At 70.9% G+C, this 23,763-nt stretch carries 23 protein-coding genes; 5 read left to right on the top strand and 18 right to left on the bottom strand.

Annotated features, from left to right (window positions below; translation table 11 throughout):
• Nucleotides 1–24: 24 nt before the first annotated feature.
• Nucleotides 25–1,308 carry an adenylosuccinate synthase gene (locus ACIA8E_RS31050; RefSeq protein WP_399302996.1) on the bottom strand — a complete coding sequence of 428 codons (1,284 nt, stop codon included), beginning with the start codon at nucleotides 1,306–1,308 and terminating at the stop codon, nucleotides 25–27.
• Nucleotides 1,309–1,494: 186 nt separating this feature from the next.
• On the opposite strand from ACIA8E_RS31050, the gene ACIA8E_RS31045 reads away from it, so the two are divergent.
• Nucleotides 1,495–2,352 carry a diacylglycerol kinase gene (locus ACIA8E_RS31045; RefSeq protein WP_399302994.1) on the top strand — a complete coding sequence of 286 codons (858 nt, stop codon included), beginning with the start codon at nucleotides 1,495–1,497 and terminating at the stop codon, nucleotides 2,350–2,352.
• Between the two features lie 83 nt (nucleotides 2,353–2,435).
• Nucleotides 2,436–2,708 (top strand): DUF1876 domain-containing protein, encoded by a 273-nt coding sequence (locus ACIA8E_RS31040; protein WP_399302992.1) that lies wholly within the window; start codon nucleotides 2,436–2,438, stop codon nucleotides 2,706–2,708.
• 46 nt (nucleotides 2,709–2,754) lie between these two features.
• Here the strand turns inward: ACIA8E_RS31040 and ACIA8E_RS31035 are convergent, their stop codons facing one another.
• The gene (locus ACIA8E_RS31035; protein WP_399302990.1) at nucleotides 2,755–3,288 is read right to left on the bottom strand and encodes a GbsR/MarR family transcriptional regulator; all 534 of its coding nucleotides are present in this window, start codon (nucleotides 3,286–3,288) and stop codon (nucleotides 2,755–2,757) included.
• A gap of 114 nt (nucleotides 3,289–3,402) precedes the next feature.
• Here ACIA8E_RS31035 and ACIA8E_RS31030 point away from each other — a divergent pair, with 114 nt between their 5' ends.
• Complete coding sequence (locus tag ACIA8E_RS31030; RefSeq protein WP_399302988.1) at nucleotides 3,403–4,326, top strand: ATP-binding cassette domain-containing protein; 924 nt, start codon at nucleotides 3,403–3,405, stop codon at nucleotides 4,324–4,326.
• Nucleotides 4,323–5,921 carry an ABC transporter permease gene (locus ACIA8E_RS31025; protein WP_399302986.1) on the top strand — a complete coding sequence of 533 codons (1,599 nt, stop codon included), beginning with the start codon at nucleotides 4,323–4,325 and terminating at the stop codon, nucleotides 5,919–5,921. Before ACIA8E_RS31030 ends, ACIA8E_RS31025 begins: the two co-directional genes overlap by 4 nt.
• Nucleotides 5,922–6,167: 246 nt before the next feature.
• Here ACIA8E_RS31025 and ACIA8E_RS31020 read toward each other — a convergent pair whose 3' ends face one another.
• The 8 genes from ACIA8E_RS31020 to ACIA8E_RS30985 all read right to left on the bottom strand — a co-directional run bounded on the left by ACIA8E_RS31020 (nucleotide 6,168) and on the right by ACIA8E_RS30985 (nucleotide 14,757).
• Nucleotides 6,168–7,397 (bottom strand): cytochrome P450, encoded by a 1,230-nt coding sequence (locus ACIA8E_RS31020; RefSeq protein ID WP_399302984.1) that lies wholly within the window; start codon nucleotides 7,395–7,397, stop codon nucleotides 6,168–6,170.
• A 37-nt stretch (nucleotides 7,398–7,434) separates the two neighbouring features.
• Complete coding sequence (locus tag ACIA8E_RS31015; RefSeq protein WP_399302982.1) at nucleotides 7,435–8,097, bottom strand: response regulator; 663 nt, start codon at nucleotides 8,095–8,097, stop codon at nucleotides 7,435–7,437.
• A complete protein-coding gene (locus ACIA8E_RS31010; protein WP_399302980.1) occupies nucleotides 8,094–9,413 on the bottom strand; it encodes a sensor histidine kinase in 1,320 nt (439 codons plus the stop codon). Before ACIA8E_RS31010 ends, ACIA8E_RS31015 begins: the two co-directional genes overlap by 4 nt.
• A 132-nt stretch (nucleotides 9,414–9,545) precedes the next feature.
• Nucleotides 9,546–10,421 carry a S9 family peptidase gene (locus tag ACIA8E_RS31005; protein WP_030977728.1) on the bottom strand — a complete coding sequence of 292 codons (876 nt, stop codon included), beginning with the start codon at nucleotides 10,419–10,421 and terminating at the stop codon, nucleotides 9,546–9,548.
• 108 nt (nucleotides 10,422–10,529) lie between these two features.
• A complete protein-coding gene (kynU, locus tag ACIA8E_RS31000) occupies nucleotides 10,530–11,768 on the bottom strand; it encodes a kynureninase (protein ID WP_399302977.1) in 1,239 nt (412 codons plus the stop codon).
• Complete coding sequence (locus ACIA8E_RS30995; RefSeq protein WP_399302975.1) at nucleotides 11,761–12,609, bottom strand: tryptophan 2,3-dioxygenase family protein; 849 nt, start codon at nucleotides 12,607–12,609, stop codon at nucleotides 11,761–11,763. The genes kynU and ACIA8E_RS30995 overlap by 8 nt, the downstream gene beginning before the upstream one ends.
• A 159-nt stretch (nucleotides 12,610–12,768) precedes the next feature.
• Complete coding sequence (locus ACIA8E_RS30990; protein WP_030977723.1) at nucleotides 12,769–13,182, bottom strand: DUF3151 domain-containing protein; 414 nt, start codon at nucleotides 13,180–13,182, stop codon at nucleotides 12,769–12,771.
• Nucleotides 13,183–13,239: 57 nt separating this feature from the next.
• On the bottom strand, nucleotides 13,240–14,757 hold the full coding sequence (locus ACIA8E_RS30985) for an MFS transporter (RefSeq protein WP_399302973.1): 1,518 nt from the start codon (nucleotides 14,755–14,757) through the stop codon (nucleotides 13,240–13,242).
• Nucleotides 14,758–14,893: 136 nt separating this feature from the next.
• Between ACIA8E_RS30985 and ACIA8E_RS30980 the strand changes: the two genes are divergently transcribed.
• On the top strand, nucleotides 14,894–15,544 hold the full coding sequence (locus ACIA8E_RS30980; RefSeq protein WP_399302971.1) for a hypothetical protein: 651 nt from the start codon (nucleotides 14,894–14,896) through the stop codon (nucleotides 15,542–15,544).
• Between the two features lie 58 nt (nucleotides 15,545–15,602).
• Here the strand turns inward: ACIA8E_RS30980 and ACIA8E_RS30975 are convergent, their stop codons facing one another.
• From ACIA8E_RS30975 to ACIA8E_RS30940, 8 genes are all read right to left on the bottom strand, one after another.
• A complete protein-coding gene (locus ACIA8E_RS30975; RefSeq protein ID WP_399302969.1) occupies nucleotides 15,603–16,793 on the bottom strand; it encodes a MalY/PatB family protein in 1,191 nt (396 codons plus the stop codon).
• A 55-nt stretch (nucleotides 16,794–16,848) separates the two neighbouring features.
• Complete coding sequence (fbaA, locus tag ACIA8E_RS30970) at nucleotides 16,849–17,871, bottom strand: class II fructose-bisphosphate aldolase (RefSeq protein ID WP_399302967.1); 1,023 nt, start codon at nucleotides 17,869–17,871, stop codon at nucleotides 16,849–16,851.
• A 213-nt stretch (nucleotides 17,872–18,084) separates the two neighbouring features.
• The gene (pyrE, locus tag ACIA8E_RS30965) at nucleotides 18,085–18,624 is read right to left on the bottom strand and encodes an orotate phosphoribosyltransferase (RefSeq protein WP_267003667.1); all 540 of its coding nucleotides are present in this window, start codon (nucleotides 18,622–18,624) and stop codon (nucleotides 18,085–18,087) included.
• Between the two features lie 189 nt (nucleotides 18,625–18,813).
• The gene (locus ACIA8E_RS30960; RefSeq protein WP_399302965.1) at nucleotides 18,814–19,611 is read right to left on the bottom strand and encodes an aldose 1-epimerase; all 798 of its coding nucleotides are present in this window, start codon (nucleotides 19,609–19,611) and stop codon (nucleotides 18,814–18,816) included.
• A 21-nt stretch (nucleotides 19,612–19,632) separates the two neighbouring features.
• Nucleotides 19,633–20,574, bottom strand: a complete 942-nt coding sequence (locus ACIA8E_RS30955; RefSeq protein WP_399302963.1) for an SRPBCC domain-containing protein — start codon at nucleotides 20,572–20,574, stop codon at nucleotides 19,633–19,635.
• An 87-nt stretch (nucleotides 20,575–20,661) separates the two neighbouring features.
• Complete coding sequence (locus ACIA8E_RS30950; RefSeq protein ID WP_399302961.1) at nucleotides 20,662–22,251, bottom strand: polyamine aminopropyltransferase; 1,590 nt, start codon at nucleotides 22,249–22,251, stop codon at nucleotides 20,662–20,664.
• Nucleotides 22,252–22,336: 85 nt separating this feature from the next.
• Complete coding sequence (locus ACIA8E_RS30945) at nucleotides 22,337–22,858, bottom strand: DUF2617 family protein (RefSeq protein ID WP_399302959.1); 522 nt, start codon at nucleotides 22,856–22,858, stop codon at nucleotides 22,337–22,339.
• A gap of 304 nt (nucleotides 22,859–23,162) precedes the next feature.
• Nucleotides 23,163–23,465, bottom strand: a complete 303-nt coding sequence (locus tag ACIA8E_RS30940) for a hypothetical protein (protein ID WP_399302957.1) — start codon at nucleotides 23,463–23,465, stop codon at nucleotides 23,163–23,165.
• Nucleotides 23,466–23,763: the final 298 nt, after the last annotated feature.

Below are 23,763 nucleotides of genomic sequence, written 5' to 3'. Positions count from 1 at the left end.
CCGGCCCCTCCGCGTCTTCCCGTCCTACAGGAACGAGTTGATCTCGATGGTCTCGGTACGGCCGGGGCCGACACCGATCGCGGAGATCGGGGCGCCGGACATGTCCTCCAGCGCCTTCACGTACGCCTGCGCGTTCTTCGGCAGATCGCCGAAGGTCTTGGCCTTCGTGATGTCCTCGGACCAGCCCGGCAGCATCTCGTAGACCGGCTTCGCGTGGTGGAAGTCGGTCTGGCTGTACGGGAGTTCCTCAACCCGCTTGCCGTCGATCTCGTACGCGACGCACACCGGGATCTGCTCCCAGCCCGTCAGCACGTCCAGCTTGGTGAGGAAGAAGTCGGTGAGACCGTTGACCCGGGTCGCGTACCGCGCGATCACCGCGTCGAACCAGCCGCAGCGGCGGTCACGGCCGGTGGTGACACCGCGCTCGCCACCGATCCGGCGCAGCGCCTCGCCGTCCTCGTCGAGCAGCTCCGTCGGGAACGGGCCGGCGCCGACGCGCGTCGTGTACGCCTTGAGGATGCCGATGACCCGGCTGATCTTCGTCGGGCCCACGCCGGAACCGGTGCAGGCGCCGCCCGCGGTCGGGTTCGAAGAGGTGACGAAGGGGTACGTGCCGTGGTCGACGTCGAGCAGCGTGCCCTGACCGCCCTCGAAGAGGACGACCTTGCCCGCGTCGATGGCGTCGTTCAGGAGCAGCGTCGTGTCGGCGACGTACGGCTTGATCTGATCCGCGTACTGGAGCATCTCCTCGACGATCTTCCCGGCCTCGATGGCGCGCCGGTTGAAGACCTTGGCGAGGAGCTGGTTCTTCTGCTCCAGTGCCGCTTCGACCTTCTGCTCCAGGATCGACTCGTCGTAGAGGTCCTGGACGCGGATGCCGACCCGGTTGATCTTGTCGGCGTACGTCGGGCCGATGCCGCGGCCGGTCGTGCCGATCTTGCGCTTCCCGAGGAACCGTTCCGTCACCTTGTCGATCGTGACGTTGTACGGGGTGATCAAATGAGCGTTACCGCTGATCAGTAGCTTGGACGTGTCCACGCCGCGGTCGTTCAGCCCACTCAGCTCGGAGAGCAGGACGGCCGGGTCGACGACGACACCGTTACCGATGACCGGGGTACACCCCGGTGAAAGGATTCCGGAGGGGAGGAGATGAAGTGCGTACTTCTGGTCACCGACGACCACCGTGTGGCCGGCATTGTTGCCGCCCTGGTAACGCACCACATAGTCCACGGATCCACCGAGGAGGTCGGTGGCCTTTCCCTTGCCCTCGTCACCCCACTGAGCACCGAGCAGCACAAGTGCGGGCACAGGCGTACACCCCTTCCGGGCGGGGCATGTCCAAGGTCAGGGGGCGTACGTAAACGTCGTACATGCCGTACGACGATGTACGACGATGCCTGAACCGTCGAACCGGGTGCCCCGGAATAGACGAAGCCCCTGGCGCAATAGCGCAAGGGGCTCTTGCACCAAGATGCTACCCGAGGAAGGACCGAGGTGTCGGCTGCCCAGCCCCCCGGCAACGGTGCGCACCAACTGCTGGTGGTGATCGACCCGGTCGCCCGCCGGACCGACGGCGAGTCCGTCCGTATCGCGAAGGACGTGCTGAGCGCAGGTTCGCACGCAAAAATCTGCCTCCCGGACGGACCGGAGGAATTCGCGCGGGCCTTGTCCCGCCGGGGCAGTCGGCGTCCGGTGGTCGTCGGCGACGACCGAACACTGCTGCGCGCCGTGACGCTGCTGCACCGGGACAGGGAGCTGACCGGTGAGACGCTCGCACTGGTTCCGGTGGGCGCGGCGGCAATGCTGGAACTCGCGCATTCGCTCGGCGTGCCCATGGGCGCGGTGGCCGCGGCGCGCGCCGCGCTGGACGGTGCCGTACGCCGCCTCGACCTGCTGGTCGACGACAGCGACGGCGTCGTCCTGGGCGCCCTGCGCATCCCCGCTCTGCCCACGGCGCCGGGCTCGGCGGCCGCGCACACGGGCGTCACGGCGGTCTGGGACACCTGCCGCTCCTTGGTGCGCACCCTGGTCCGCCCTGCCCCGCCCACCTCACCCGCCACACCTCGCACCTATCGGCTGCGGGTCGAGACGGACGGCGTGGTGCTGAACGATCTGGACAGCCCGGTCGAATCGGTGACGGTGACCTCGCAGGGCGGTGGCGGAGGCCTCGCGGACGTGGTCGTCCACACCGCGAAGGGAGAAGCGCTGACGGCGGAGGCCAAGGCGGTCACGGTCTCCGGCGCGGACTTCCGCTACCGGGCGGACACCAAGGTCGCCGGCCCGGTCCGGACACGGACCTGGACGGTGCGGGCGGGCGCGTGGGGACTGATGCTCCCGGTGGCCGAGGGGTAGTCCACGCGTCGCGGGGCCGACCGTGCGCGGGCGCGGGCGCGGGAACGGGCGCACTCTGGTAAGAGGTCCCGGAGGTGATGGTCATGATGAAGACCGCTGTCGGATGGCACATCGAGCTGGAATTCGAGGAAGACAACCACCGCACCCGCGCCGCCGCGCTCGTACGACTCCCTGACGGCAAGGAGGTACGTGCGCACGGGTACGCCAGCCGCCACCCCTCCGACTCCCAGCAGCCGAGGGTCGGCGAGGAGATCGCAGGAGCCAGAGCCATGAACGAGCTCGCGATGAACCTGCTGACCAAGGCGCACGACGAGATCGACGAGGTGTCCGGCCGGACGTCGCACCCGCTGGCCTGAGCCGTCCCGGGGCTCAGGGGCGGGCGCTCCGTCCCCAGCCGTTCCGTTACGGGAGGTCGAACTTCTTGCGGTAGTCGCGCCAGCGGTCCATCAGGCCGACCAGCTCCGTCTGCAGGAACTCGAAGAACTCCGCAGTCTCCACGAGCCGCGCACCGGCAGGCGTGTCCTGGCCCAGGGTTCGCGCGCCCTCCCTGAGGGTGTGCTCCCAACGGGTCAGGACACGGTCGCGACTGGCGAAGGTGGCGTACCAGATCTCGTTGTGCAGACGGTAGCGGTCCCGGCGCGAGCCGGGGTCGCGCTCGCGGCCGACCATGCTGACCTGGGTGAGGTAGTTGATCGCCCCGGACACCGCCGCCGGGCTGATCTGCAGCTGCTCGCTGAGCTCCGCCGAGGTCATGGAGCCGTCGTCGTCCGCCAGCAGCGCGGCGAAGACGCGGGACGCCATCCGCTGCATGCCCGCCTCGGTCATCTCGGCCGCGAAGCGTTCCACGAACCGCGACACGGCCTCCTCGTCACGGCCCTGCCCGGGCTCGCGCCCGGGTTCGTGCCCATGCCCGCCTACGCCGGTTTCGCTGCTCATCGCCCCATCGTCTCCCCTGGAATTCCGGCGGGGTTCCCCGGCCCCGGACCACACCTCGACTTTATACGCTTCCTTAACTTCACAACTTTGTGAAAGTAGCGTACGTTCAGAAACATGACGAAGGCAATCACCGTGGCCGGACTGCACAAGTCGTTCGGGCGGACACACGCACTGGACGGCCTCGACCTCGCGGTCGAGACCGGTGAGGTCCATGGCTTCCTCGGGCCCAACGGTTCCGGGAAGTCCACCACCATCCGGGTCCTGCTGGGGCTGCTGCGGGCCGACTCAGGCGCCGCCCAGATCCTCGGCCAGGACCCGTGGAAGGACGCGGTGGAGGTGCACCGGCGCATCGCGTACGTCCCCGGTGACGTCACCCTGTGGCGCAACCTCTCCGGCGGCGAGGTGATCGACCTGTACGGGCGGCTGCGCGGCGGCGGCCTCGACAAGCAGCGGCGCGCCGACCTCATCGAGCGGTTCGAGCTGGACCCCACCAAGAAGGGGCGGACGTACTCCAAGGGCAACCGCCAGAAGGTCGCCCTGGTAGCCGCACTCGCATCCGACGTCGACCTGCTGATCCTGGACGAGCCGACCTCCGGGCTCGACCCGCTGATGGAGGAGGTCTTCACCGACTACGTGCGGGAGGCCGCCCGCGAACGCGGCCAGACCGTACTGCTCTCCTCGCACATCCTGAGCGAGATCGAGACACTCTGCGACCGCGTCAGCATCATCCGCAAGGGCGTCACGGTAGAGACCGGGTCCCTCGCCGACCTGCGCCACCTGACCCGTACCAGCGTCACCGCCGAACTGGCCGCCGCGCCGAACGGGCTGGCCCAGTTGCCCGGCGTCCACGACCTCGACGTCCAGGGCAGGCGGGTACGGCTCCAGGTGGACACCGACAAGCTCGACGCCGTGCTGCGTTCGCTCACCACCTCGGGAGTACGGTCGCTGACCAGCACCCCGCCCACCCTGGAGGAGCTGTTCCTCCGGCACTACCAGGACGATGCGGCCACGGTCACGGAAGAGGCGATGTCGCGATGACCGCGGGACTCGCGGTACGCGGCGGCGCCGGCCAACTCACGGGAATCAATCCACTGTTCAGACTCGCTCTGCGCCGGGACCGCATCATGCTTCCGGTATGGGTCCTCGTGCTCACCCTGATGGTCGTCAGCGGCGGCTCGTCGATCGAGCAGCTCTACGACACCCCGGCCGCCCGCGCCGAGGTCGCCGCGTCCATGAGCGCGAACAGCTCCTTGCGCTCCATGTACGGACCGGTCTTCGGTGACTCGATCGGAGGTCTGGTGGCCTGGCGGTTCGGCGTCTTCGCCGCCACACTGGCCGCCGTGATGAGCCTGATCATCGTCATCCGGCACACCCGCGAGGAGGAGGAGACAGGCCGTCAGGAACTGCTCTCCTCAGCAATGGTGGGGCGGCGCGCCCCGCTGACATCGGCGCTGTTCACCGCCCTGGCCGCCAACGCGCTGGTCACGCTGTTCATCACGGGCGGCCTCGCCGCACAGGGCGGAACAGGGGCGCTGGCGCTCGGGCTCGCCGTCGGCGCGACCGGAATGCTCTTCGCCACCATGGCCGCGATCGTCGCGCAGCTCACCGAGAGCGCGCGGCTCGCCAAGGGGATGACCGGCGGCGTGCTCGGCCTCGCCTTCCTGCTGCGGGCGGCCGGAGACTCCGGTGTGAACGACGGGTCGTCCGTACTGACCTGGCTGTCGCCGATCGGCTGGGCCGAGAACATGCGGCCGTACGCCGGCGAGCGCTGGTGGGTGCTGCTGCTCTTCGTGGCGGCAATCGCGGCTCAGGCCGCGGCCGCGTACGCACTGGCCGGGCGGCGCGACATCGGCATGGGCTTCCTCCCGGCCCGTCCGGGCCCTGCCGAGGGCCGACTCGCCACCGCGGGTGGCCTGGCCTGGCGGCTGCAGCGCGGCACACTGCTCGGCTGGACCGTGGGCTTCGCCGTGGCGGGCGTCGTCTTCGGCGGCATGGCCGAGGGTGCGGCCGACCTGGTGGGCGACAACGAGCAGGCCAAGGAGATCTTCGCGCGGATGGGCGGACAGGAGGGCATGACCCAGGCCTTCCTGGCCACGATGGTCGGGATGCTGGGGATGATGGCCGCGTTGTACGTGGTGGCATCGATCCTCCGCCTGCACAGCGAGGAGACCTCGCAGCGCGCCGAACCGCTGCTCGCGAACCGCCTGGGGCGTTTGCGGTGGGCAGCCGGGCACCTGGTGATCGCGTTCGGCGGCGCGGTCGCCATCATGCTGGTCGGCGGGCTCGGTCTGGCCGTCGGATACGGCGACGAGTTCGGCGCGGTGCTCGGGGCGGCGCTGGTCCAGGTGCCCGCGATCTGGCTCCTCGGCGGTCTGGCGGTCCTGCTGTACGGAGCGCTTCCCAAAGCGGCTCCGGCGGCCTGGGGTGTGGTCGGAGCGTGCCTGCTGATCGGGTGGATCGGCCCGGCGCTCGACCTGCCCCGGTCAGTGATGGACCTGTCACCCTTCGGCCATCTGCCGAAGCTGCCGGGCACCGAGATGCAGTGGGCTCCCGTGCTGCTGCTCACCGCGATGGCGGTGGCGCTGACGGCCGCGGGACTGGCGGCGCTGCGGCGGCGCGACCTCCTGACCTGAGCAACGGTCCGGCCGGACCGAGTCCGGCTGAACCGCATGCACGGGCGGACCTCCATGCGGCCGGCCCTCGGAAGGGCAGAACTCTTCCGGGGGCCGGCCGCTGTCTCCTGGAGGAAAGTGGGACCGGGCCCTCTCCTGTGCCGTGGCCCTGCTTGCGTCACCGCCTTCGGTGCCGCCTTCGACGTCCTGGAGAGACCGCGCCTCGTGTGCGGCCCGGCGTGCCGAGCAGCGCCCGGCGGCTTCCCGTCACAGCTCCACGCGCAGCTCCCGCAGGCCCCTGATCACATACCCCGGGTTCCACTCCGGCTCGGCCGTCAGCCGCATGCCGGGGGCCCGGCGCAGCAACTCGCCGAAGGACGCCGCGAGTTCGACCCGGGCCAGTGGCGCGCCCAGGCAGAAGTGGATGCCGGCGCCGAACGAGACATGCGGATTCTCCCGCCGGGACAGGTCCAGCGTCTCCGGCTCCGTGAACCGCTCCGGGTCCCGGTTCGCCGACCCGAACAGCAGCGCCACCTCCGAACCCCGCGGAATCACCGTGCCGTCGATCTCGATGTCGTCGAGGACCCAGCGCTCGAACATCTGCAACGGAGTGTCGTACCGCAGCAACTCCTCCACGGCCGTGGGCAGCAGCCCGTGGTCGGCGCGCAGGGCCGCCAGCTGCTCGGGGTGACGCAGCAGCGTCCACCAGCCGTTCACCGTGGTGTTGACCGTCGCCTCGTGGCCCGCGTTCAGCAGCAGCACACAGGTGGAGACCATCTCCTGCTCGCTCAGCCGCTCCCCCTCGTCGTGCGCGGCGATGAGCGCGGAGATCAGATCCGCACCGGGGTTCCTGCGGCGCTCCGCGATCAACCCCCGTAGATAGGCGGAGAATTCCACCGAGGCGCGAACGGCGGCGCTCGCGGTCTCCTCGGACGGGTTCAGTTCGAACATCCCGCAGATCGCCGCCGACCAGGGCCGCAGCGGAGCGCGGTCGGACGCGGGAATGCCCAGCATCTCGGCGATGACGGCGACGGGCAGCGGTTCGGCGACCGCGGTGAGCAGGTCGCCGCCGCCCGCCTCGACGAAGCTGTCGACCAGCTCGGCGGCCAGCCGCCGTACCGTCGGGACGAGCTGCTCCACCGTACGCGGGGTGAACGCCTTGGAGACCAGGCGCCGGATCCGGGTGTGGTCGGGGGCCTCCAGGTCGAGGAGCCCCTGCCCGTTGAGCGTGGTGAAGGGCTCGTACCCGGCGGGCGGGGGCGTGCGGCCGAACTCCTCGTGGGTGAAGCGGTGCAGATACGTGCGGCCCAGGCGCCGGTCCCGCAGCAGCGCCGACACATCGGCGTGGTGCGGGACGAGCCACTGGTCCGTGGGCTCGAACCGGTGCACCCGGCCGGTGGCCCGCAGCGCGGCGTAGGCGGGGTACGGATCGGCGACGAACGCCGGCGACCAGGGATCGAACGAAGCGGCGGACTCGGGCTGTCGGGACGGGTGCATGGAAGGACGCTAACCGCCCGGCCCGCCGGTGGGCAGCTCAGGCCGGGGTGACCAGCCGCGCCTCGTACGCGAACACTGCCGCCTGGGTACGGTCCCGCAGCCCCAGTTTCACCAGGATGCGGCTCACATGCGTCTTGATGGTGGACTCGGCGACCACCAGATGCGAGGCGATCTCCGCGTTCGACAGACCCTGCGCGATCAGGACGAGCACCTCCGTCTCGCGCTCCGTCAGATCGCCGATCCGGGCGAGCGCGGGCGGCCGCGGGGCCCCGGCGAGCCGGGAGAACTCGGTGATCAGCCGCTTCGTGACGGTCGGCGCCAGCAGCGCCTCCCCGGACGCCACCACCCGTACCCCGTCGGCGAGCTGGCGGGCGGAGGCGTCCTTCAGCAGGAACCCGGACGCCCCGGCGCGCAGCGCCTGGTACACGTACTCGTCGAGGTCGAACGTGGTCAGCACGAGCACCTTGGCTGCCGCGTCGTTGGCGACGATCTCACGGGTCGCCTCGATGCCGTTGAGCTCCGGCATCCGGATGTCCATCAGCACCACGTCGGGCCGCAGCGCGGCGGCCTGGGCGATGGCCTGCCGGCCGTCGACGGCCTCGCCGACGACCTCGATGCCCGGCATCGCCCCCAGGAGCACCGAGAAGCCCTCGCGGACCATCATCTGGTCGTCGACGATCAGTACACGGATGTCGTTCATGAGGTCTCGCTCTGCGTCGGTTCCTGGGCCGGCGGTACGGGGATGAACACGGCGATCTCGTACCCGCCGTCCACGGTCGTCCCGGCGGTCATCTCGCCGTTCAGCATGGCGACCCGCTCCCGCATCCCCGTAATGCCGTGCCCGGCGCCCGGCGAGGGCTTCACCGGGCCGGTCGGCGGCCCGTTGACGACCCGCAGCCCGAGCCCGCCGAGCACATAGCCGATCTCGACCTTGGCGGTGGCGCCGGGCGCGTGCCGCAACGTGTTGCTGAGGGCTTCCTGGATGATCCGGTACGCCGACAGCTCGACGCCCTGCGGCAGTTCGCGTACCGCACCGGTGACGGTCTTCTCCGCCACCAGGCCCGCGTCCGCCACATTGGCGAGCAGTCCGTCCAGCTCGGCGAGGGTGGGCTGCGGGGCGTCCGGCGCCTCGTAGTCCTCGGCCCGTACGACGCCGAGGACCCGGCGCAGTTCGGTGAGGGCTGCGACGGCGTTCTCCCGGATGGTGACGAAGGCCTGCTCCAGCTCGGGCGGCGGGTTCTCCACCCGGTACGGGGCGGCCTCGGCCTGGATCGCGACGACCGACATGTGGTGGGCGACCACGTCGTGCAGCTCACGGGCGATGGTGGTGCGCTCCTCCAGCAGCGTGCGCCGGTCGCGTTCCACGGCGGTGACGGTGCGCTGCACGGTCACCTCGCGCTCCGCCTCCCGGCGGGTCTGCACGACGGTCACCACGAGCAGGGCGAACGCGGAGGCCACGGCCATGGGCCCGGTGGTCGACGAGTAGTGCCAGCCGAAATTCTCCAGGAAGCTGCCGAACACCAGGGTCAGGAGCCACATCCAGGCGGCGGTACGCGGCCGGGTCCGGGCCGCGACCACGACGAGCACCACCAGGTGCGAGAAGAACATGCTCGGCACCCACGGCCATTCGCCGCCGGCGATCGCGGCGGTCACCGGAGTGAGCGCCATCGACATCCAGAACGCGCCGACCGGCCGGAACAGCGTCATCACGACGGTCAACGCCGGGAGCAGCCCGGCCAGGACGATCCCGATCCCGGACCAGGGCCCGGAGCCGTTCCCCAAGCCGATGCCTATGAGGGCCGTGATCAGCGCGGCCAGCCCGACCAGTGCGTGCGGCGTCCGGGCGGCCCGCGCGCGCATCCGCTCGGACAGCCGCCGGGTCAGCGCCCCGTCGGTCCGCATGGGCGCCAGCGGACGGTAGTCGAACGCGTCATGGAAGAGGTCCTGCCGCAGGCCGCCTATCGCCCCGGCGGCCAGCCGGAACTCGGGGCTTCTGGTCCTGTTGGTCTCGGTCACGCTCCCAAGGTAGGCGGCCGTGCCCGCGACGTCGTCAGCAGTGATACGGATCCTGCGGCATCCGTCGCAAGGACTACTGGACCCGGGAAATCGGTGACAAATGCGACTGCCGGCTGCCCCCGGCACCCCCTGTCACCACGCCAACTGGGCGATCTCCTCCGCCACCACCGCACACGCGTCCGCCGCCGGATCGATCAGCGGGAAGTGCCCGACCTCCTCCAGCAGCGTCAGCCCCACCGTCTCGCCCGCCTTGGCCGCCGCGTCCACGAACGCCTCGGCGACCGCGTGCGGCACGGTCAGATCGGTGCGTCCCTGTACGACCGCGGTGGCGATCCCGGTCGGCAGCAGCGCGGCCGGATCGGCGTACGGGCTCCGCGCGGCGAAGTCCGCTTCCCGCCCCAGGAGTTGCCCCACCGCGCCGGAGCAGACATCCAGCTCCACCGCCGTGGCGAAGTCGGCGATCGGCGCGAGGGCGACGACCCCGCGCAGCGGCGGCGCCGAGGCAAGCCGCCATGGCGACCCCTGCGGCAGTACGTGCCGGGCCGCGGCCCACAGCGCCAGCTGCCCGCCCGCGGAGTGCCCGGTGACGACGATCCGTCGCGCATCGGCCTCCGGAAGCGCGACGGCCAGCAGTCCGGGCAACGCGTCCATCGCCGCGGCGACATCGTCGAAGGTCTCCGGCCAGCGGCCCGCGACCGGACCGGAACCCCGCTGCTGCGGGAGCTCGCTGCCGCGCCGGTACTCGACGTTGGCGACGGCGAACCCGCGCCGGGCCAGGAAGTCCGCGAACGGCGTCACATGGAGCCGGTCGTACGGCCCCCGCCACGCACCACCGTGCAGGACGACCACGACGGGTGCCCCGGCCCGCCCGTCGCGCGGGGCGTAGAAGTCGATCACCTGGTCGGGGTGGTCGCCGTAGGCGGCCGAGGCGTCGGGGGCGACGGCCGGATGCGAGAAGGCCGACTCGGTCTCGACTGCGTCCCGATCACGCGCGGCGGAATCCGACATGCTGCTCCAACCATCCGACAGAGATGCCCAACTGGCCTGACCAGCGGGGACGGTATCAGCACGCGGCGCCGCGTCCCCACGGGGTTCACCGTGGGGACGCGGCGGGCGTCACACCTCGCCGAGCACCCCGTCGAGCGCCCTGCCCGACACCTCGCCCAGCACCTCACCCAGCACCCGCGCAGCCCGCTCCACATCCGCGAACCCCACGTAGAGCGGCGTGAACCCGAACCGCAGCACATCCGGCCGCCGCAGGTCCCCGACCACGCCCCGCGTGATCAGCGCACGCATCACCGGCTCGGCGATCCCCGCCTCCACGCACCGCAACGACACCTGGCTGCCGCGCTCCGCATGCGCCTGCGGCGTGACCGGAACGACCACACCCTCCGGCGCATACGCCCCGACGCATTCCAGGAAGAAGTCCGTCAGGGCCAGCGACTTGGCACGTACCGCCTCGACCGGCACCCCGTCCCACACGTCCAGCGCCGCTTCGAGCGCCAGCATGGACAGAATGTCGGGGGTTCCGACCCGGCCGCGTACGGAACCGTCCGCGGGCGCGTACCCGGGATCCATCGCGAACGGGTCGGCATGCGACGTCCACCCCGGCAGCGGCGAGTCGAATACCGCCTGATGCCGCTCGGCGACGTACAGGTACGCGGGCGAACCGGGCCCGCCGTTCAGGTACTTGTACGTACAGCCGACCGCCAGGTCCACCCCGTGCGCGTCCAGGCCCACGGGCAGTGCGCCCGCGCTGTGGCACAGGTCCCAGACGGCGAGGCCGCCCGCCGCGTGCACGGTGGCGGTGAGGCCGGGCAGGTCGTGCAGCCGGCCGGTTCGGAAGTCGACGTGGTTGAGCAGGACGACCGCGGTACGGGGCCCGACCGCGCCGGGCACGTCCCCGGGTGCGACGGGGACGAGCCGGTGCCCGGTCATCCGGGCGGCGGACTCGGCTATGTACCCGTCCGTGGGAAACGTCGTCGCGTCGACGAGGATCTCGTCGCGACCCTCCGGCGCCAGCCGGCTCGCGGCGACGACGGCCTTGAAGACGTTCACGCTCGTCGAATCGCCGACGACGATCTGTCCCGCGGCGGCCCCCACGAGCGGGGCGATCCGGTCGCCGATCCGCTCGGGCGCGGTCCACCAGCCGCTCTCGTCCCAGGACCGGATGCGCAGCTCGCCCCACTCGCGGGTGAGGACCTCCTGCACCCGGGCGGGTACGTGTCGTGGCAGCGCGCCGAGCGAGTTGCCGTCGAGGTACACCCCGTCGTCGAGGGTGAACAGCTTGCGCAGATCCGCGAGTTCGTCGGCGGTGTCGAGTGCCGCGGCCCGCGCGGCGAAGGTCTCAGACATGGCTGCGCGCCGTCCACAGCTCGGGGAACACGTTCTTCGTGGCCCGCTTCTCCAGCCACGCGACCCCGGCGGAGCCGCCGGTGCCGGTCTTCGAGCCCATCGCGCGCCGGGTGGCGACGAGGTGGTCGTTGCGCCAGCGCCACACCAGTTCGCCGACGTCGGTGAGAGCCTCGCCGAGCCGGACGAGCTCGTCGTACCCCTCGGGGTCGGAGTAGATCTCCGTCCAGACGGCCTCGACCTCGGGGGACGGCTCGTACTTCTGCGTCAGGTCGCGGCCGAGCACGGACTGCGGCACCCCGTGGCCGCGCCGGGCGAGCAGGGCGAGCACCTCGTCGTACAGGCTCGGCTCGGCGAGCGCCTTCTCCAGCTCGGCGTGGACGCGGGGCGCGCCCCGGTGCGGTACGAGCATGGAAGCGGACTTGTCGCCGAGCAGGAACTCCATCCGCCGGTACATCGCCGACTGGAAGCCGGAGCCCTCGCCGAGTGCGGCGCGGTAGGAGTTGAACTGGGCGGGGGTGAGCTGGGCGAGCGGCGTCCAGGACGCGTTGAGCGCTTCCAGTTCCCGTACCGACCGCTTCAGCGCATCGCGCGCGACCGGCAGCCGGTCCTCACGCAGGGCGTGCGCCGCGGTCTCCCACTCATGGACGATGACCGTGAACCACAGCTCCATGACCTGGGTGGTGACCAGGAAGACCATCTCGCCCGGATCGTCGGAGCGCAGGTGCTGGAGGTGGGTCAGGACATCCGCCTGGACGTAGTCCTCGTACGGAGTCGTTCCCGCGAAGTCCAGGTGCGGGGTGTCCGCACCGGTGGCTTCGGGGTCGGGGTGGATCGTCGACATTGCTGTCTCCTCGACACGAGCTTCCGGGTAGCGGTCCGCCCCTTCCGTGAGGTGATGGAGCTCCGGTCCCCTGCCCGCATCCTAAGCGGACCCCGGGGAAACGTGCAGGCCCCGCAGACGGCGGTACGTCTGCGGGGCCCGAATACCGTCCCGGAGGCCTTAACCCAGGATCTCGGCGGCGGTCGGTGACGAGTCGCGGAGGAACGTCGAGCAGCGCTCGTACTCCTCCTGCTCACCGATCGACTGGGCGGCGCGCGCGAGGGCGTGCAGGGCGCGCAGGAAACCGCGGTTCGGCTCGTGCTCGAACGGTACGGGCCCGTGGCCCTTCCAGCCGGCCCGGCGCAGTGCGTCGAGGCCACGGTGGTAGCCGGTGCGGGCGTAGGCGTACGACTCGATGACGCGGCCGCCCTCGAACGCCTCGTCGGCGAGCTGTGCCCAGGCCAGCGAAGAGGTCGGGTACTTCGCGGCGACATCGGCCGGGGCCGTGCCGTTCGCGAGGAGCTCGCGCGGCTCGGGGTCGTCGGGCAGGTGGGTCGGGGGAGGCCCCCCGAGCAGGTTCTCGTGGATGGACATGGGTTCAAGTGTGCCTGGCACATGCGCGCCGGGGGTAGCCGGGCGTCCTCGGACCGGTCAGGTCCGGCCGGGGTCCCCGTTCTCGTCCCGAGCGGGCTCCAGGGGAGGCGCCTCGACAGCGCAGTGCACGGTGCATGCGGGACGCGCCTTGCTCTTCCGGACCGCGGGCGGTGTCCGTACGGTCGCCCAGGCGATCACCGAGCCCAGCACCATCAGGCCGGCACACATCGGCATGGCCCGCTTGAAGGCCGCTGCGAACTGACCGGCGTCGCGGTACGCCTCCGGCCCCATCCCGGCCAGCAGCGGCAGCGCGGCCACGGCGATCAGGCCGGCAGCGCGGGCGGCGGCGTTGTTGATCCCGCTCGCCAGTCCGGCCCGCGTGGTGTCGACGGAGGCGAGGACGGTCGCGGTGAGCGGCGCCACCAGGGTGACCAGGCCGAGTCCGAGCACGGCGACGGCGGGCAGCACGTGCTGTACGTACGCCTGGACGGAGGCGTCGCCGGGCCCCACGCGCAGCATGAGCAGCATCCCGGCGGCGGCGAGCAGCGGCCCGACGGTGAGCGGGATACGGGGTCCGATCCGCTGCCCCAGCTCGCCCGACGAGGCGGAGAACAGCAGCATCAGCACCGTGGTCGGCAGGAGGGCGGTCCCGGCGCCGAGGGCGGAGTACCCGGCCACGACCTGGAGCTGGATGGCGGAGAGGAAGAAATAGCCGCCGAGCGCCGCGTACACACAGAGCGTGACGACATTGACGGCGGTGAACTGCCGGGACGCGAACACCGACGGTGGCAGCATGGGGTGCGCCCGCCGCCGCTCCACCTGCACGAACGCCACTCCGAGCAGGATTCCGCCCACGGCCGTCCCGATCACCGCAGCGGATGCCCCCTGCCCGGGCGCCTCGATCAGCGCGTACGTCACCAGGGCAAGAGCCAGCGCGCCGAGCGCGGCGCCCAGAACATCGAAGCGCCCGTGTGCTTGGGGGTCCCGCGACTCGGGTACGTGGCGCAGCGCCACCGGCACGCAGACGGCGGCGACCGGCACATTGATCAGAAACACCCAGCGCCACCCGGGGCCGTCGACGAGCCACCCCCCGACGAACGGCCCGATGGCGGCCCCCACTCCACCGAACCCCGACCACAGCCCGACCGCGCGCGCCCGGTCGTCCGGATGAAAACTTGCCTGGATCAACGCCAGCGACCCGGGGGTGAGGAGCGCCCCGCCCACTCCCTGGAGGGCGCGGGCACCGATCAGAACGGCGGCATTCGGCGCAATGCCGCACAGCAGCGAGGCACTGGCGAACCAGATCACCCCCACGACGAAGACCCTTCGCCGCCCGTACCGGTCCCCGAGCGCCCCACCGAGAAGGATCAGCCCCGCGAGCGTCAGCATGTAGGCGTTGACGGTCCACTGAAGGGCGGCCAGGTCGGTGCCGAGGTCCTTGCCGATGCGGGGCAGGGCAACGTTGATGACGGTGGAGTCGAGCATGGCCATGCTGGACCCGAGGACGGTGGTCAGGACGACCCAGCGCCCGGGTGTGGAGGCAGCACGGATCTCACCGGCCGGTGTCTCACCCATGCGAGCAGCATCGCCGCTACGGGGCGCTCCGGCCAGTCCGGGTCCGGCTGCCCTGCTCGTCGCCCGCGCCCGCACCCGCAGCGCGTGAGCGCTGAGTAATGTGTGTGGAAATGTCCCGGTTCCGGAGATGGATTCCATGGATGACGACGAGACCCGCTCCGCAGACCCGGGTGCAGGCGCGGGTACCGGCACGGGCGCAGATACGGGCGCAGGCACGGGCCCGGGCCCCCACCGCAGCCGCAGCGCCGCCATCGGCCAGGTGGTACCGAGGACCGCCGTGATCGCCGGCGGCGGAGCGCTGGCGATCTGGGAGCCCGCCTTCACACTCGGCGCCTACAACGTCGTCTTCTACTACCAACTGCTCACCCTCTGGGCCGTGTCGACCGCCGTGATGCTGACCGCCCTGCTGATGCGCGAACGCGGGCCGCGGCACGGCTGGATGTACTGGTCCTGTCTGGCCCTGCCCAGCGTGTGGCTCGTCATCGCCGCCGTCGTGCCCCGCCACGACGGCTGGCCGGACAAGACTCTTTTCCTGGCGGGCGGCATCCTCAGCATCATCGGCACCCCGCTGCTGGTCTGGGTGCTCCTGCACCTCCTGCTCTTCGGGGAGTCGGAACTCTCCACGCGCGAGCGAAGGACGGTCATCGGCGTCGTCGTGGTCGTCGGCGCGCTCGCCTACGGGCTCGGCCAGTTGAACCACGTCTTTCTCACCTGCGGGGACTTCGACATCAGTGGAAACAGCGTCCCTTCCGGATGCCGGCCGGGACACGCCTCCCCGCTCGGCTGACGCACGGCGCCCCAGGGAAAACGCGTTCGCCCTTCGCCGCCGGGCGGCCAGCCGTCCGCTACCTCACGGCCTCCAGCGCCCGCACCAACGCCTGCACGCCCGCCTCGACCTTGCTCCGCGGGCACCCCACGTTCAACCGCAGGAACCCCTCGGCCCCGTACACCGCACCCGGCATGATCGCGACCTTCTCGCGCTCGATCAGCACCCGCTGCAGCGCCTCGTCGTCCACACCCAGGGGACGCAGATCGATCCACGCCAGATAGCCGGCCTGCGGGGGCTGCCAGGACAGTTCGGGGAACGCCGCGTTCAGGCGTTCCGCGACCAGGGCCAGGTTCCCGGCCACGTACACGCGTACCGCGTCCAGCCACGGCCCGCCCTGCCGGTACGCGGCTATGTGCGCGGTGAGCGACAGCACCGCCGGGGAGGCCAGGCCCTCCGCCGTTTCCATGCGGCGCAGGAACTCGGTCCGGTCGGCCGGATCGCCGATGATGCCGTACGAGCCGGTCAGCGCCGGGAAATTGAAGGACTTGGACGCGGACGAGATCACCGCCCAGCGGGCTTCACCGGAAACCCGCGTCCACGGCACATGCCGGTGGCCGTCGTGCACGAAGTCGGCATGGATCTCGTCGCTGATCACCGCGACCCCGTGGAGCGCGGCCAGAGCTGCCATGTCGACCAGCTCGGGCTCCGTCCACACCCGGCCCGTCGGGTTGTGCGGCGAGCAGAGCACCAGCACCTTCGCGTCGGGGCGGGCCAGTTCCCGTTCCAGCGCCCCGGTGTCCCCCAGCGGCACGCCCCGCAGCTCGCGGCCGAGGCCGGTGATCGCCTTGCGGAAGCCGTCGTACGTGGGGGTGTGGACGACCACGCCGTCGCCCTCGGCCGTCCACATCTGGAGGAGCTGCGAGAACTGGCTGAGCACGGACGGGCCGTAGACCAGCCGGCCGGTGTCCAGCTCGGTGCCGTACCGGGTCTCGTACCAGTGCGCGATCGCCGACCGGAAGTCGTCCTGCTGCCAGCTGGTGTAGCCGAGTACGCCGTGGTCGAGTCGGGTCCGCAGTGCGGTCAGGACCTCGGGGGCCGTCTCGAAGTCCATGTCGGAGATGGTGAACGGGAGCAGCCCGTCGACACCGAACCGGTCGGCGACCCCGTCCCACTGGACACACCAGGTGCCCCTGCGGTCGATGACGGTGTCGAAGTCATAGCGCGCGTTCGCTTGCACAGTGGGCTCCTCGTGCTCGTTCGCGGACATGCCGTGGGCCCGGCATCCCAGGGAGTACCGGGCCCACGGCCGCCGTTCGTACCTACTACTTCAGCTTGGTGCCGGTGGACCGCAGGTTGGCGCAGGCCTCCGTGACGCGCTTGGCCATGCCCGCCTCGGCGGACTTGCCCCAGCTGCGCGGGTCGTAGAACTTCTTGTTGCCGACCTCGCCGTCGACCTTCAGCACGCCGTCGTAGTTGCGGAACATGTGGTCCACGATCGGGCGGGTGAAGGCGTACTGGGTGTCGGTGTCGAGGTTCATCTTCACGACGCCGTTCTCCAGCGCGGTGGCGATCTCCTGCTCGGTGGAGCCGGAGCCGCCGTGGAAGACGAAGTCGAACGGGGACGACTTGCCGTACTTGGCGCCGACGCCCTCCTGCAGGTCCTTGAGGAGCTCGGGGCGGAGCACGACGTTGCCCGGCTTGTAGACGCCGTGCACGTTGCCGAAGGAGGCGGCCAGCAGGTAGCGGCCCTTCTCGCCCAGGCCGAGCGCCTCGGCGGTACGGAGCGCGTCATCGACGGTCGTGTACAGCTCGTCGTTGATCTCGTGGGTGACGCCGTCCTCCTCGCCACCGGTCGGGGTGATCTCGACCTCGAGGATGATCTTGGCGGCGGCGGCCTTGGCCAGCAGCTCCTGGCCGATGGCCAGGTTGTCGGCGAGGGTCTCGGCCGAACCGTCCCACATGTGGGACTGGAACAGCGGGTTCAGGCCCTTGGCGACGCGCTCGGCGGAGATGTCGAGCAGCGGACGTACGTAACCGTCCAGCTTGTCCTTGGGGCAGTGGTCGGTGTGCAGCGCGACCGTGACGTCGTACTTGGCGGCGACGATGTGCGCGAACTCGGCGAGGGCGACGGCGCCCGTGACCATGTCCTTGTTGTACTGGCCGCCCAGGAACTCCGCCCCACCGGTGGAGATCTGGACGATGCCGTCGCTCTCCGCCTCCGCGAAGCCGCGCAGTGCAGCGTGCAGGGTCTGGGTCGACGTCACATTGATGGCCGGGTAGGCGAACTTGCCTGCCTTCGCCCGGTCGAGCATCTCGGCGTAGACCTCGGGGGTTGCGATGGGCATCTGTCCGCTCCTTGGGATGTGCGGGTGTGCGTTGCTGGTTCCCTGACCTGGGGGCGACGTCATCGTCGCCCCCATCTTCCCAGACTCTCGCTTCGGCTCCACCCGGCGTACTCCCTCAACGTTCGGACCGGGGAACTGAAGGCATACGACAAGGGCGGACGGTTTCACGTGAAACCGTCCGCCCTCGAAGAAAATCGCAGATCAGGCCGGCAATCAGGCCAGGTCGAGGTCCGCCACCGTGTAGGCGTGGACGTACGGAAGACCGGCCTCGGCAATGGCCGGAGCGGCACCCCGCTCCACGATCGTGGCGACGGCGACGACTTCGCCACCGGCCTCGCGCACCGCCTCGACGGCCGTCAGCGGCGAGCCGCCGGTGGTCGAGGTGTCCTCGACCACCAGACAACGGCGGCCCTTCACGTCCGTGCCCTCGATACGGCGCTGCATGCCGTGCGCCTTCTGCGCCTTGCGGACGACGAACGCGTCCAGGGTCTTCCCGCGCGCGGCGGAGGCGTGCAGCATCGACGTGGCCACCGGGTCGGCGCCCAGCGTCAGCCCGCCCACGCAGTCGTAGTCCAGCTCGGCGGTCTCGTCGAGCATGACCTGACCGACCATCGGAGCGGCCGTGCCGTCCAGCGTGATGCGACGCAGGTCGATGTACCAGTCGGCTTCCAGACCCGAGGAGAGGGTCACCTTGCCGTGCACCACGGCCTTGTCCTTGATCTGCTGGAGCAGCTCAGCGCGTACGTCAGTCATGGCTACGAGCTTAAGGGCTGTCCCGTAGTCCCCGGCGGGCGCACGACGACAGCTACGGCACCTCGCCACGTCGTCGGAACACCGAATACATCCAGTGTGCGGACGTCCCTCCGCCTTGCGATGCACCGCATCCCACGCCGCGTGCTGATCCACCGGGGATTACAGGACAGCCCTCAGGGCGAGTCCGGCTCAGAGCCTGCGCCAGCTCCAGGTCGTCGCGATCTCCAGCGGCTCGATCGGGGTCACATACCGGGGCATGGTGTTCAGTCCGTTCGGCGGGCCCGACTGCGGCTCCACGCAGACCGCCTCGGCCTGTTCGTCGTAGACGACGACCCACTCGGCCCGGCTCTTCACCTTCAACTCCAGTTGCTCCGGCCAGGTGAGCGTCACATCGACCCCGTCGGGCATCCCGAAGCAGTCGTCCCACGGGCCGGGCATGGCCGGGATCCGGCGGCCGGTCGGCAGATGGTCCTCGCCCCGCTCCTCCTGCCAGGCGGCGTCGAATGCGATCTGTACGTCGGCGCCGGTCCCGAGGTTCCGCAGGAACCACGGGTGCCAGCCGGCCTGCGCCGGGAACGAGTCCCCGTACGTCTCGATACCGAACGCGAGCGTGAGTGAGTCCTCGGCCAGTTCGAAGGTCTGGGTCACCCGGCCCGGATACGGCCACGGCTCGGCGAGGTCGTAGTAGAACGCGGCCTGCGACTCGCCCGCCTTGGCGGTGCACCAGGCCGTGTCGCGGCCGGTGCCGTGAATGGCGTGCGGCGGGGAGTTCAGGGGCAGCTGATGAGGCACATCGCCGTTGAGGAAGTGGCCGTACCCGGTCCGCCCGCACCACGGCACCATCGGGAAGCAGCCGTACCGCTCCCCCTGCCGCAGCAGCTCGGTACCGCCGATCCGGAGGCTGCTGATCCGGCAGCCGTTGGCGGGGTTCACGGTCAACTCGGTGTCGCCGACGGACAGCCGGACGTTCTTCTCGCTACTGCTCACACGACGACACTACTGGCGTCGCTACCTCCGGCGCCGCAGCGCCCGGCCCACCACGACCGCGGAGGCGAGCGCGAGGGCGGCCGCCGGAGCCACCCAGCGCAGGGTGGCGCCCGCAGTGGTCGATTCGGTTGACGGCACGGGGGCGTACCGCCCGCGCGGCGGCGCGTGGTCGACCTCCTCGGCACTGCGCCCGATCATGGTCCGCCGGGCGTGCGCGGCCTCGGCGGGCGGTTCGTCGGGGACGGTGAACTCCATGTCCGCAACGGGGTCGAGCGACGGCGGGGGGACGGGCGCGTCGAAGACCGAACCGGTACCGGGGAGTGACCCGGCGTCGTCCTGGGCGGGCCCGCCCTCGGGCGACTCTTCGGAAGAGCCGTCGGGGGCCGCCTCGGGGGACTCCCCCACCGTCGTCTCGTCCGCCGTCTCCGCGGCCTCCTCGATCGCCCGGTCCACGGCTTCGTCGACGGCCAGGTCCACGACCGCCCCGCCGGACTCGCCCGCCGGTCCGTCGGCAGCCGGTCCGTGGGACGCCAGCGTCTCCGTCACCAACTGCTGCGTGAAGCGGTCCAGCAGCCGGTGGGCCGCCGCGAGCGTCGCCTCGTGTTCCAGTTCCACGATGCGGCCCTCGCCGCCCGCCGTGCCCGTGAAACCGATCGTCGTACCGCCGTCCGCCTCCGTCAGGCGAATCGTCAGAGCGAGCTTCGCCGAGCCGCCGCCCCGCGCCTCGACGCCCTCGCCCTCGACGGAGATCCCGGCCCCGTCCGGCAGCGCGGCCGAAGTCAGCGTGCCGCGGTATGTGATCGTGTGGCTGCCGATCCTGACCTTGAGCCGGCCGGACAGGGGGCCCGCGGACGCGTCGGCGTCCTGCTGGAGGCCCGGTACACAGCGCGCGACCCGGGCAGGATCGCCCAGCGTCCGCCGAAGGGACAGGACCGGAACCGGAACGAACACCTCATGCTCCATGGAAACCGAGCCTACTCAGGCGCGGCCGCCCCGTCAGCGCTTCCGCACCCGGAAGCTGCACTCGGCACCCAAGACCTCCCCGCCCCCTCACGGCTCCTCCCAGTACCGCGGATGCACCAGCGTCGACGGCGCCTGCTCCGGCAGCCGCCCCCGCTCCGCGTACCGGGCCGCGCCCGCCAGCACCCCTTCGGTCAGCGAGCGGAGCTTCGGCGCCCGGGGGGACAGTCCCAGCGCCGGGGCTCGCGGCCCCCGCCGGGCGAGGACGAAGCCCCAGCCGTGCGGGGCCTTCGCGCGGTCCGGGCCCGCCGCGAAGCCGGTGCGGCGGCCGCTGATGCCGTACGTGCGGGAGCTCAGGCCCGCCGCCCGCACGGATGCCTCGACCGTCCAGAACGTCCGCGGCCGGGTATTCGGCGGCCCCCCGTGCACCACCAGGCGGCCACCCGGGGCCAGGGCCTCGGCGATCAGACCGTAGAACTCCGCGGAGTACAGCTTCGTACTCGCCGTGATGCCGGGATCGGGCAGATCGGAGATCACCACGTCGTAGCCGCCGCGCCCCGCCCGCAACCAGTTGAACGCGTCGGCCGTCACGGCCGTCAGCCGCGGGTCGCGGTACGCGTGCGCGTTCAGCGCGGAGAGCGCAGGATCCGTACGGGCCAGTCGGGTGACACCGGGGTCGATCTCGACGAGCGTGACGCTCCGTACGTCCGGGTAGCGCAGCACCTCGCGGGCGGCCAGACCGTCGCCGCCGCCCAGGATCAGCACCCGGGCGTGGCGCCCGTCCATCGCCGGATGGACCAGCGCCTCGTAGTACCGGTACTCGTCCTGGGCGCTGACCCGCAGCCGCCCGTCCAGATAGAGGTCCAGGGAGCTGCGGCCCGTCCCGGTGAGGACCACCTCCTGCACATCGGTCTGCACGGCGACCCGCACCTCGTCCCCGTACACCGCGCGCCGCGCCGCCCGCTCGAAGTCGTCGTCCAGGGCCGTGGCGGTGGCCAGCAGGGCGATCACCGACACATTGACGAGGATCAGCAGCCACCGCGACCGCGGGGTGAGGTCCCGGCGGAACACCCACAGCACCAGCGCCCCGCCCGCCGCCGCGTTGACCATGCCGGTGAGCAGCGCCCCGGTGAGCTGGCCGAGGACCGGCAGCAGCAGGAAGGGGAACGCCAGTCCGCCGACGAGCGCCCCCACATAGTCGGCGGCGAAGAGATCCGCGACCGTCCCGCCCGCGTCCTGCCGGTCGACGCGCTGGATCAGAGTCATCAGCAACGGAATCTCCGCACCGATGAGGACGCCTATCGCGAGCGAGAACCCGACCAGCGCGAACCGGGACTCCCCGATCCAGGCGAACGACGCGTACAGCACGAGCGCGGAGGAGCCGCCGATCAGTGCGAGCCCCGCCTCGATCAGTCCGAAGCCCACTGCCGCGTGGCTGCGTAACCGTTTCGCGAGCAGCGAGCCGATTCCCATCGCGAAGACCATCACGGACAGCACCACGGAGGCCTGGGTGACGGAGTCTCCGATCAAGTAGGAGGCGAGCGCGACCAGTTCGAGCTCGTACACCAGTCCGCAGGCGGCGCAGACGAACACGGCGGCCAGCACGAGGAGCCGGCCGGTCCGCGGCCGCACGGGGATTCGCGCCGCGCTCCCTCGCAGCGACACCTGCTGGTCGATCATGATGCGAACGCTACGTCACGAGGGCGTCGCCACCTGTCACCCACAAGGGTGCAAGTGCCGCGCACGCAACGGTGTTCAGGAAATTTCAGTGAGCCACCGCCGGCATCCGCACGCCCACGCAGGTGCGGGTCGCCACCAGTTGCCCCTCCTGCGGGTAGGCATGCCAGGTGCGCCACCGCACCTGGCCCTCCGTCCGCTGCGCGAGCATGGCGGTGAAGGCGTGCGGACTACCGGGAAACGTCCCGGCGAGGCCGTGCGGATGGTCGGTCACCAGCGCGAGGAGCTCCTGCGCACGCCCCGCGAAGGAGTCCGCGGAGAGCGTCTCGACACGCGCCGCGAATTCGTACTCCCACTCCCCGAGCCGTTTGGCGACTCCGAGCGGCAGCGGTGTGCTGCTGCCGGGGATACAGGCCACCGTCTCGGAGCAGCTGCCGCCGTCCTCCTCGAGAAGCACCTGATGGGAGGCGCCGAGCAGACGCAGTTGCAGTTGGGCACCGCCGAGCCGGAGGTCGAGCACGGCCAGGGCGGGGAGCGGTTCGCGCCCCAGCGCCCAGGCCAGGTCGGCAGCACGGGTGTCGGAATAGGCCGTCTGGAGGGTCGTGAGCATGGGTCGGCTCCGCAAAACACGCGTGGACACATGGACAGGGGACGCCCCCGTGGCGACATACGTGGGAGGTGGGGAGCGCCCGATCAGGTCCAACTGGGGTCCGAGGGCTGGATGTTCTCTCCATCGAGGGAATCACGAAGTGCCACGATCCACAGCATTTTTGCCCAACTTGACGTGGTTTCCATCCCCTCGGGGGCCCTACGGTTCACGTGTTCACCGGTTACGCGCCGCCTGACCCAACAAAAAGGTACCCGGCGGGAGTTCACCCGCCGGGTACCCGGTGACGCGGACCAGCTGCCCCGTGTCAGCTGCCTCCGCCGCATCCGCCCCCGCCGCCGCCGCACGACGAACCACCGCCGCACGAGGAGCCGCCCCCGCACGAGTGACCACCGGAGTGACCGCCCGAGTGACTGCTGCCTCCGCAGGACGCGCCGCCACCGGCGTCGCCGCCCGCCCACCAGCTGCCACCGGCGGCCGCGCCGCCACCCGCACCGCGGCGCCCGGAGCGCCGGGAGGACACCGACTTGCTGCTGTTCGCCGACCGCCGCATCGCGACGACGCAGCCGATCACAACGATCCCGGCCACCACCCCGAAGAAAGCCCCCACCGACCTCACGTCCTTCCGTCCCCCGAAGCGAGGTCCCCCGCTTCATGTTCCTTCCGCTTCTTGCGTGAGTGGGGGATGCCCCCGGCCCCGCGGAGCCAAAGCAGACTTGAGCAACTTCAGAGGGTTCTATCGGGGAAACGGCCCCTGACCTGCACGTAAGCGCAGGTCAGGGGCCACCCGGGGTTAGCCGGGCCGTCTGGGGGGGTTGCGTCCAAGGAAGTGGTGTACGGGTTCGACCTGATCCGGGGGTTTGCTCCGGCATCGGTGTGGTGCCCGCATAGACGAACGGCCACCGGCT

The organism is Streptomyces sp. NPDC051664 (assembly GCF_044453545.1).
In the GTDB taxonomy this organism is placed as follows: Bacteria; Actinomycetota; Actinomycetes; order Streptomycetales; family Streptomycetaceae; genus Streptomyces.
The sequence above is the reverse complement of the archived record's forward strand: the minus strand, read 5'-3'. Positions and strand labels throughout refer to the sequence as shown.

What these genes read in the sequence shown, in the direction of transcription:
- ACIA8E_RS30950 (WP_399302961.1), bottom strand. Translation starts at nt 22,251, where the DNA reads ATGATCGACCAGCAGGTGTCGCTGCGAGGGAGCGCGGCGCGAATCCCC.
- ACIA8E_RS30980 (WP_399302971.1), top strand. Translation starts at nt 14,894, where the DNA reads ATGGATGACGACGAGACCCGCTCCGCAGACCCGGGTGCAGGCGCGGGT.
- ACIA8E_RS30955 (WP_399302963.1), bottom strand. Translation starts at nt 20,574, where the DNA reads ATGGAGCATGAGGTGTTCGTTCCGGTTCCGGTCCTGTCCCTTCGGCGG.
- kynU (WP_399302977.1), bottom strand. Translation starts at nt 11,768, where the DNA reads ATGTCTGAGACCTTCGCCGCGCGGGCCGCGGCACTCGACACCGCCGAC.
- ACIA8E_RS31025 (WP_399302986.1), top strand. Translation starts at nt 4,323, where the DNA reads ATGACCGCGGGACTCGCGGTACGCGGCGGCGCCGGCCAACTCACGGGA.
- pyrE (WP_267003667.1), bottom strand. Translation starts at nt 18,624, where the DNA reads ATGACTGACGTACGCGCTGAGCTGCTCCAGCAGATCAAGGACAAGGCC.
- ACIA8E_RS31015 (WP_399302982.1), bottom strand. Translation starts at nt 8,097, where the DNA reads ATGAACGACATCCGTGTACTGATCGTCGACGACCAGATGATGGTCCGC.
- ACIA8E_RS30975 (WP_399302969.1), bottom strand. Translation starts at nt 16,793, where the DNA reads ATGTCCGCGAACGAGCACGAGGAGCCCACTGTGCAAGCGAACGCGCGC.
- ACIA8E_RS30945 (WP_399302959.1), bottom strand. Translation starts at nt 22,858, where the DNA reads ATGCTCACGACCCTCCAGACGGCCTATTCCGACACCCGTGCTGCCGAC.
- ACIA8E_RS31040 (WP_399302992.1), top strand. Translation starts at nt 2,436, where the DNA reads ATGATGAAGACCGCTGTCGGATGGCACATCGAGCTGGAATTCGAGGAA.
- ACIA8E_RS30995 (WP_399302975.1), bottom strand. Translation starts at nt 12,609, where the DNA reads ATGTCGACGATCCACCCCGACCCCGAAGCCACCGGTGCGGACACCCCG.
- ACIA8E_RS30985 (WP_399302973.1), bottom strand. Translation starts at nt 14,757, where the DNA reads ATGGGTGAGACACCGGCCGGTGAGATCCGTGCTGCCTCCACACCCGGG.
- ACIA8E_RS31020 (WP_399302984.1), bottom strand. Translation starts at nt 7,397, where the DNA reads ATGCACCCGTCCCGACAGCCCGAGTCCGCCGCTTCGTTCGATCCCTGG.
- ACIA8E_RS31035 (WP_399302990.1), bottom strand. Translation starts at nt 3,288, where the DNA reads ATGAGCAGCGAAACCGGCGTAGGCGGGCATGGGCACGAACCCGGGCGC.
- ACIA8E_RS31005 (WP_030977728.1), bottom strand. Translation starts at nt 10,421, where the DNA reads ATGTCGGATTCCGCCGCGCGTGATCGGGACGCAGTCGAGACCGAGTCG.
- ACIA8E_RS30990 (WP_030977723.1), bottom strand. Translation starts at nt 13,182, where the DNA reads ATGTCCATCCACGAGAACCTGCTCGGGGGGCCTCCCCCGACCCACCTG.
- ACIA8E_RS31030 (WP_399302988.1), top strand. Translation starts at nt 3,403, where the DNA reads ATGACGAAGGCAATCACCGTGGCCGGACTGCACAAGTCGTTCGGGCGG.
- fbaA (WP_399302967.1), bottom strand. Translation starts at nt 17,871, where the DNA reads ATGCCCATCGCAACCCCCGAGGTCTACGCCGAGATGCTCGACCGGGCG.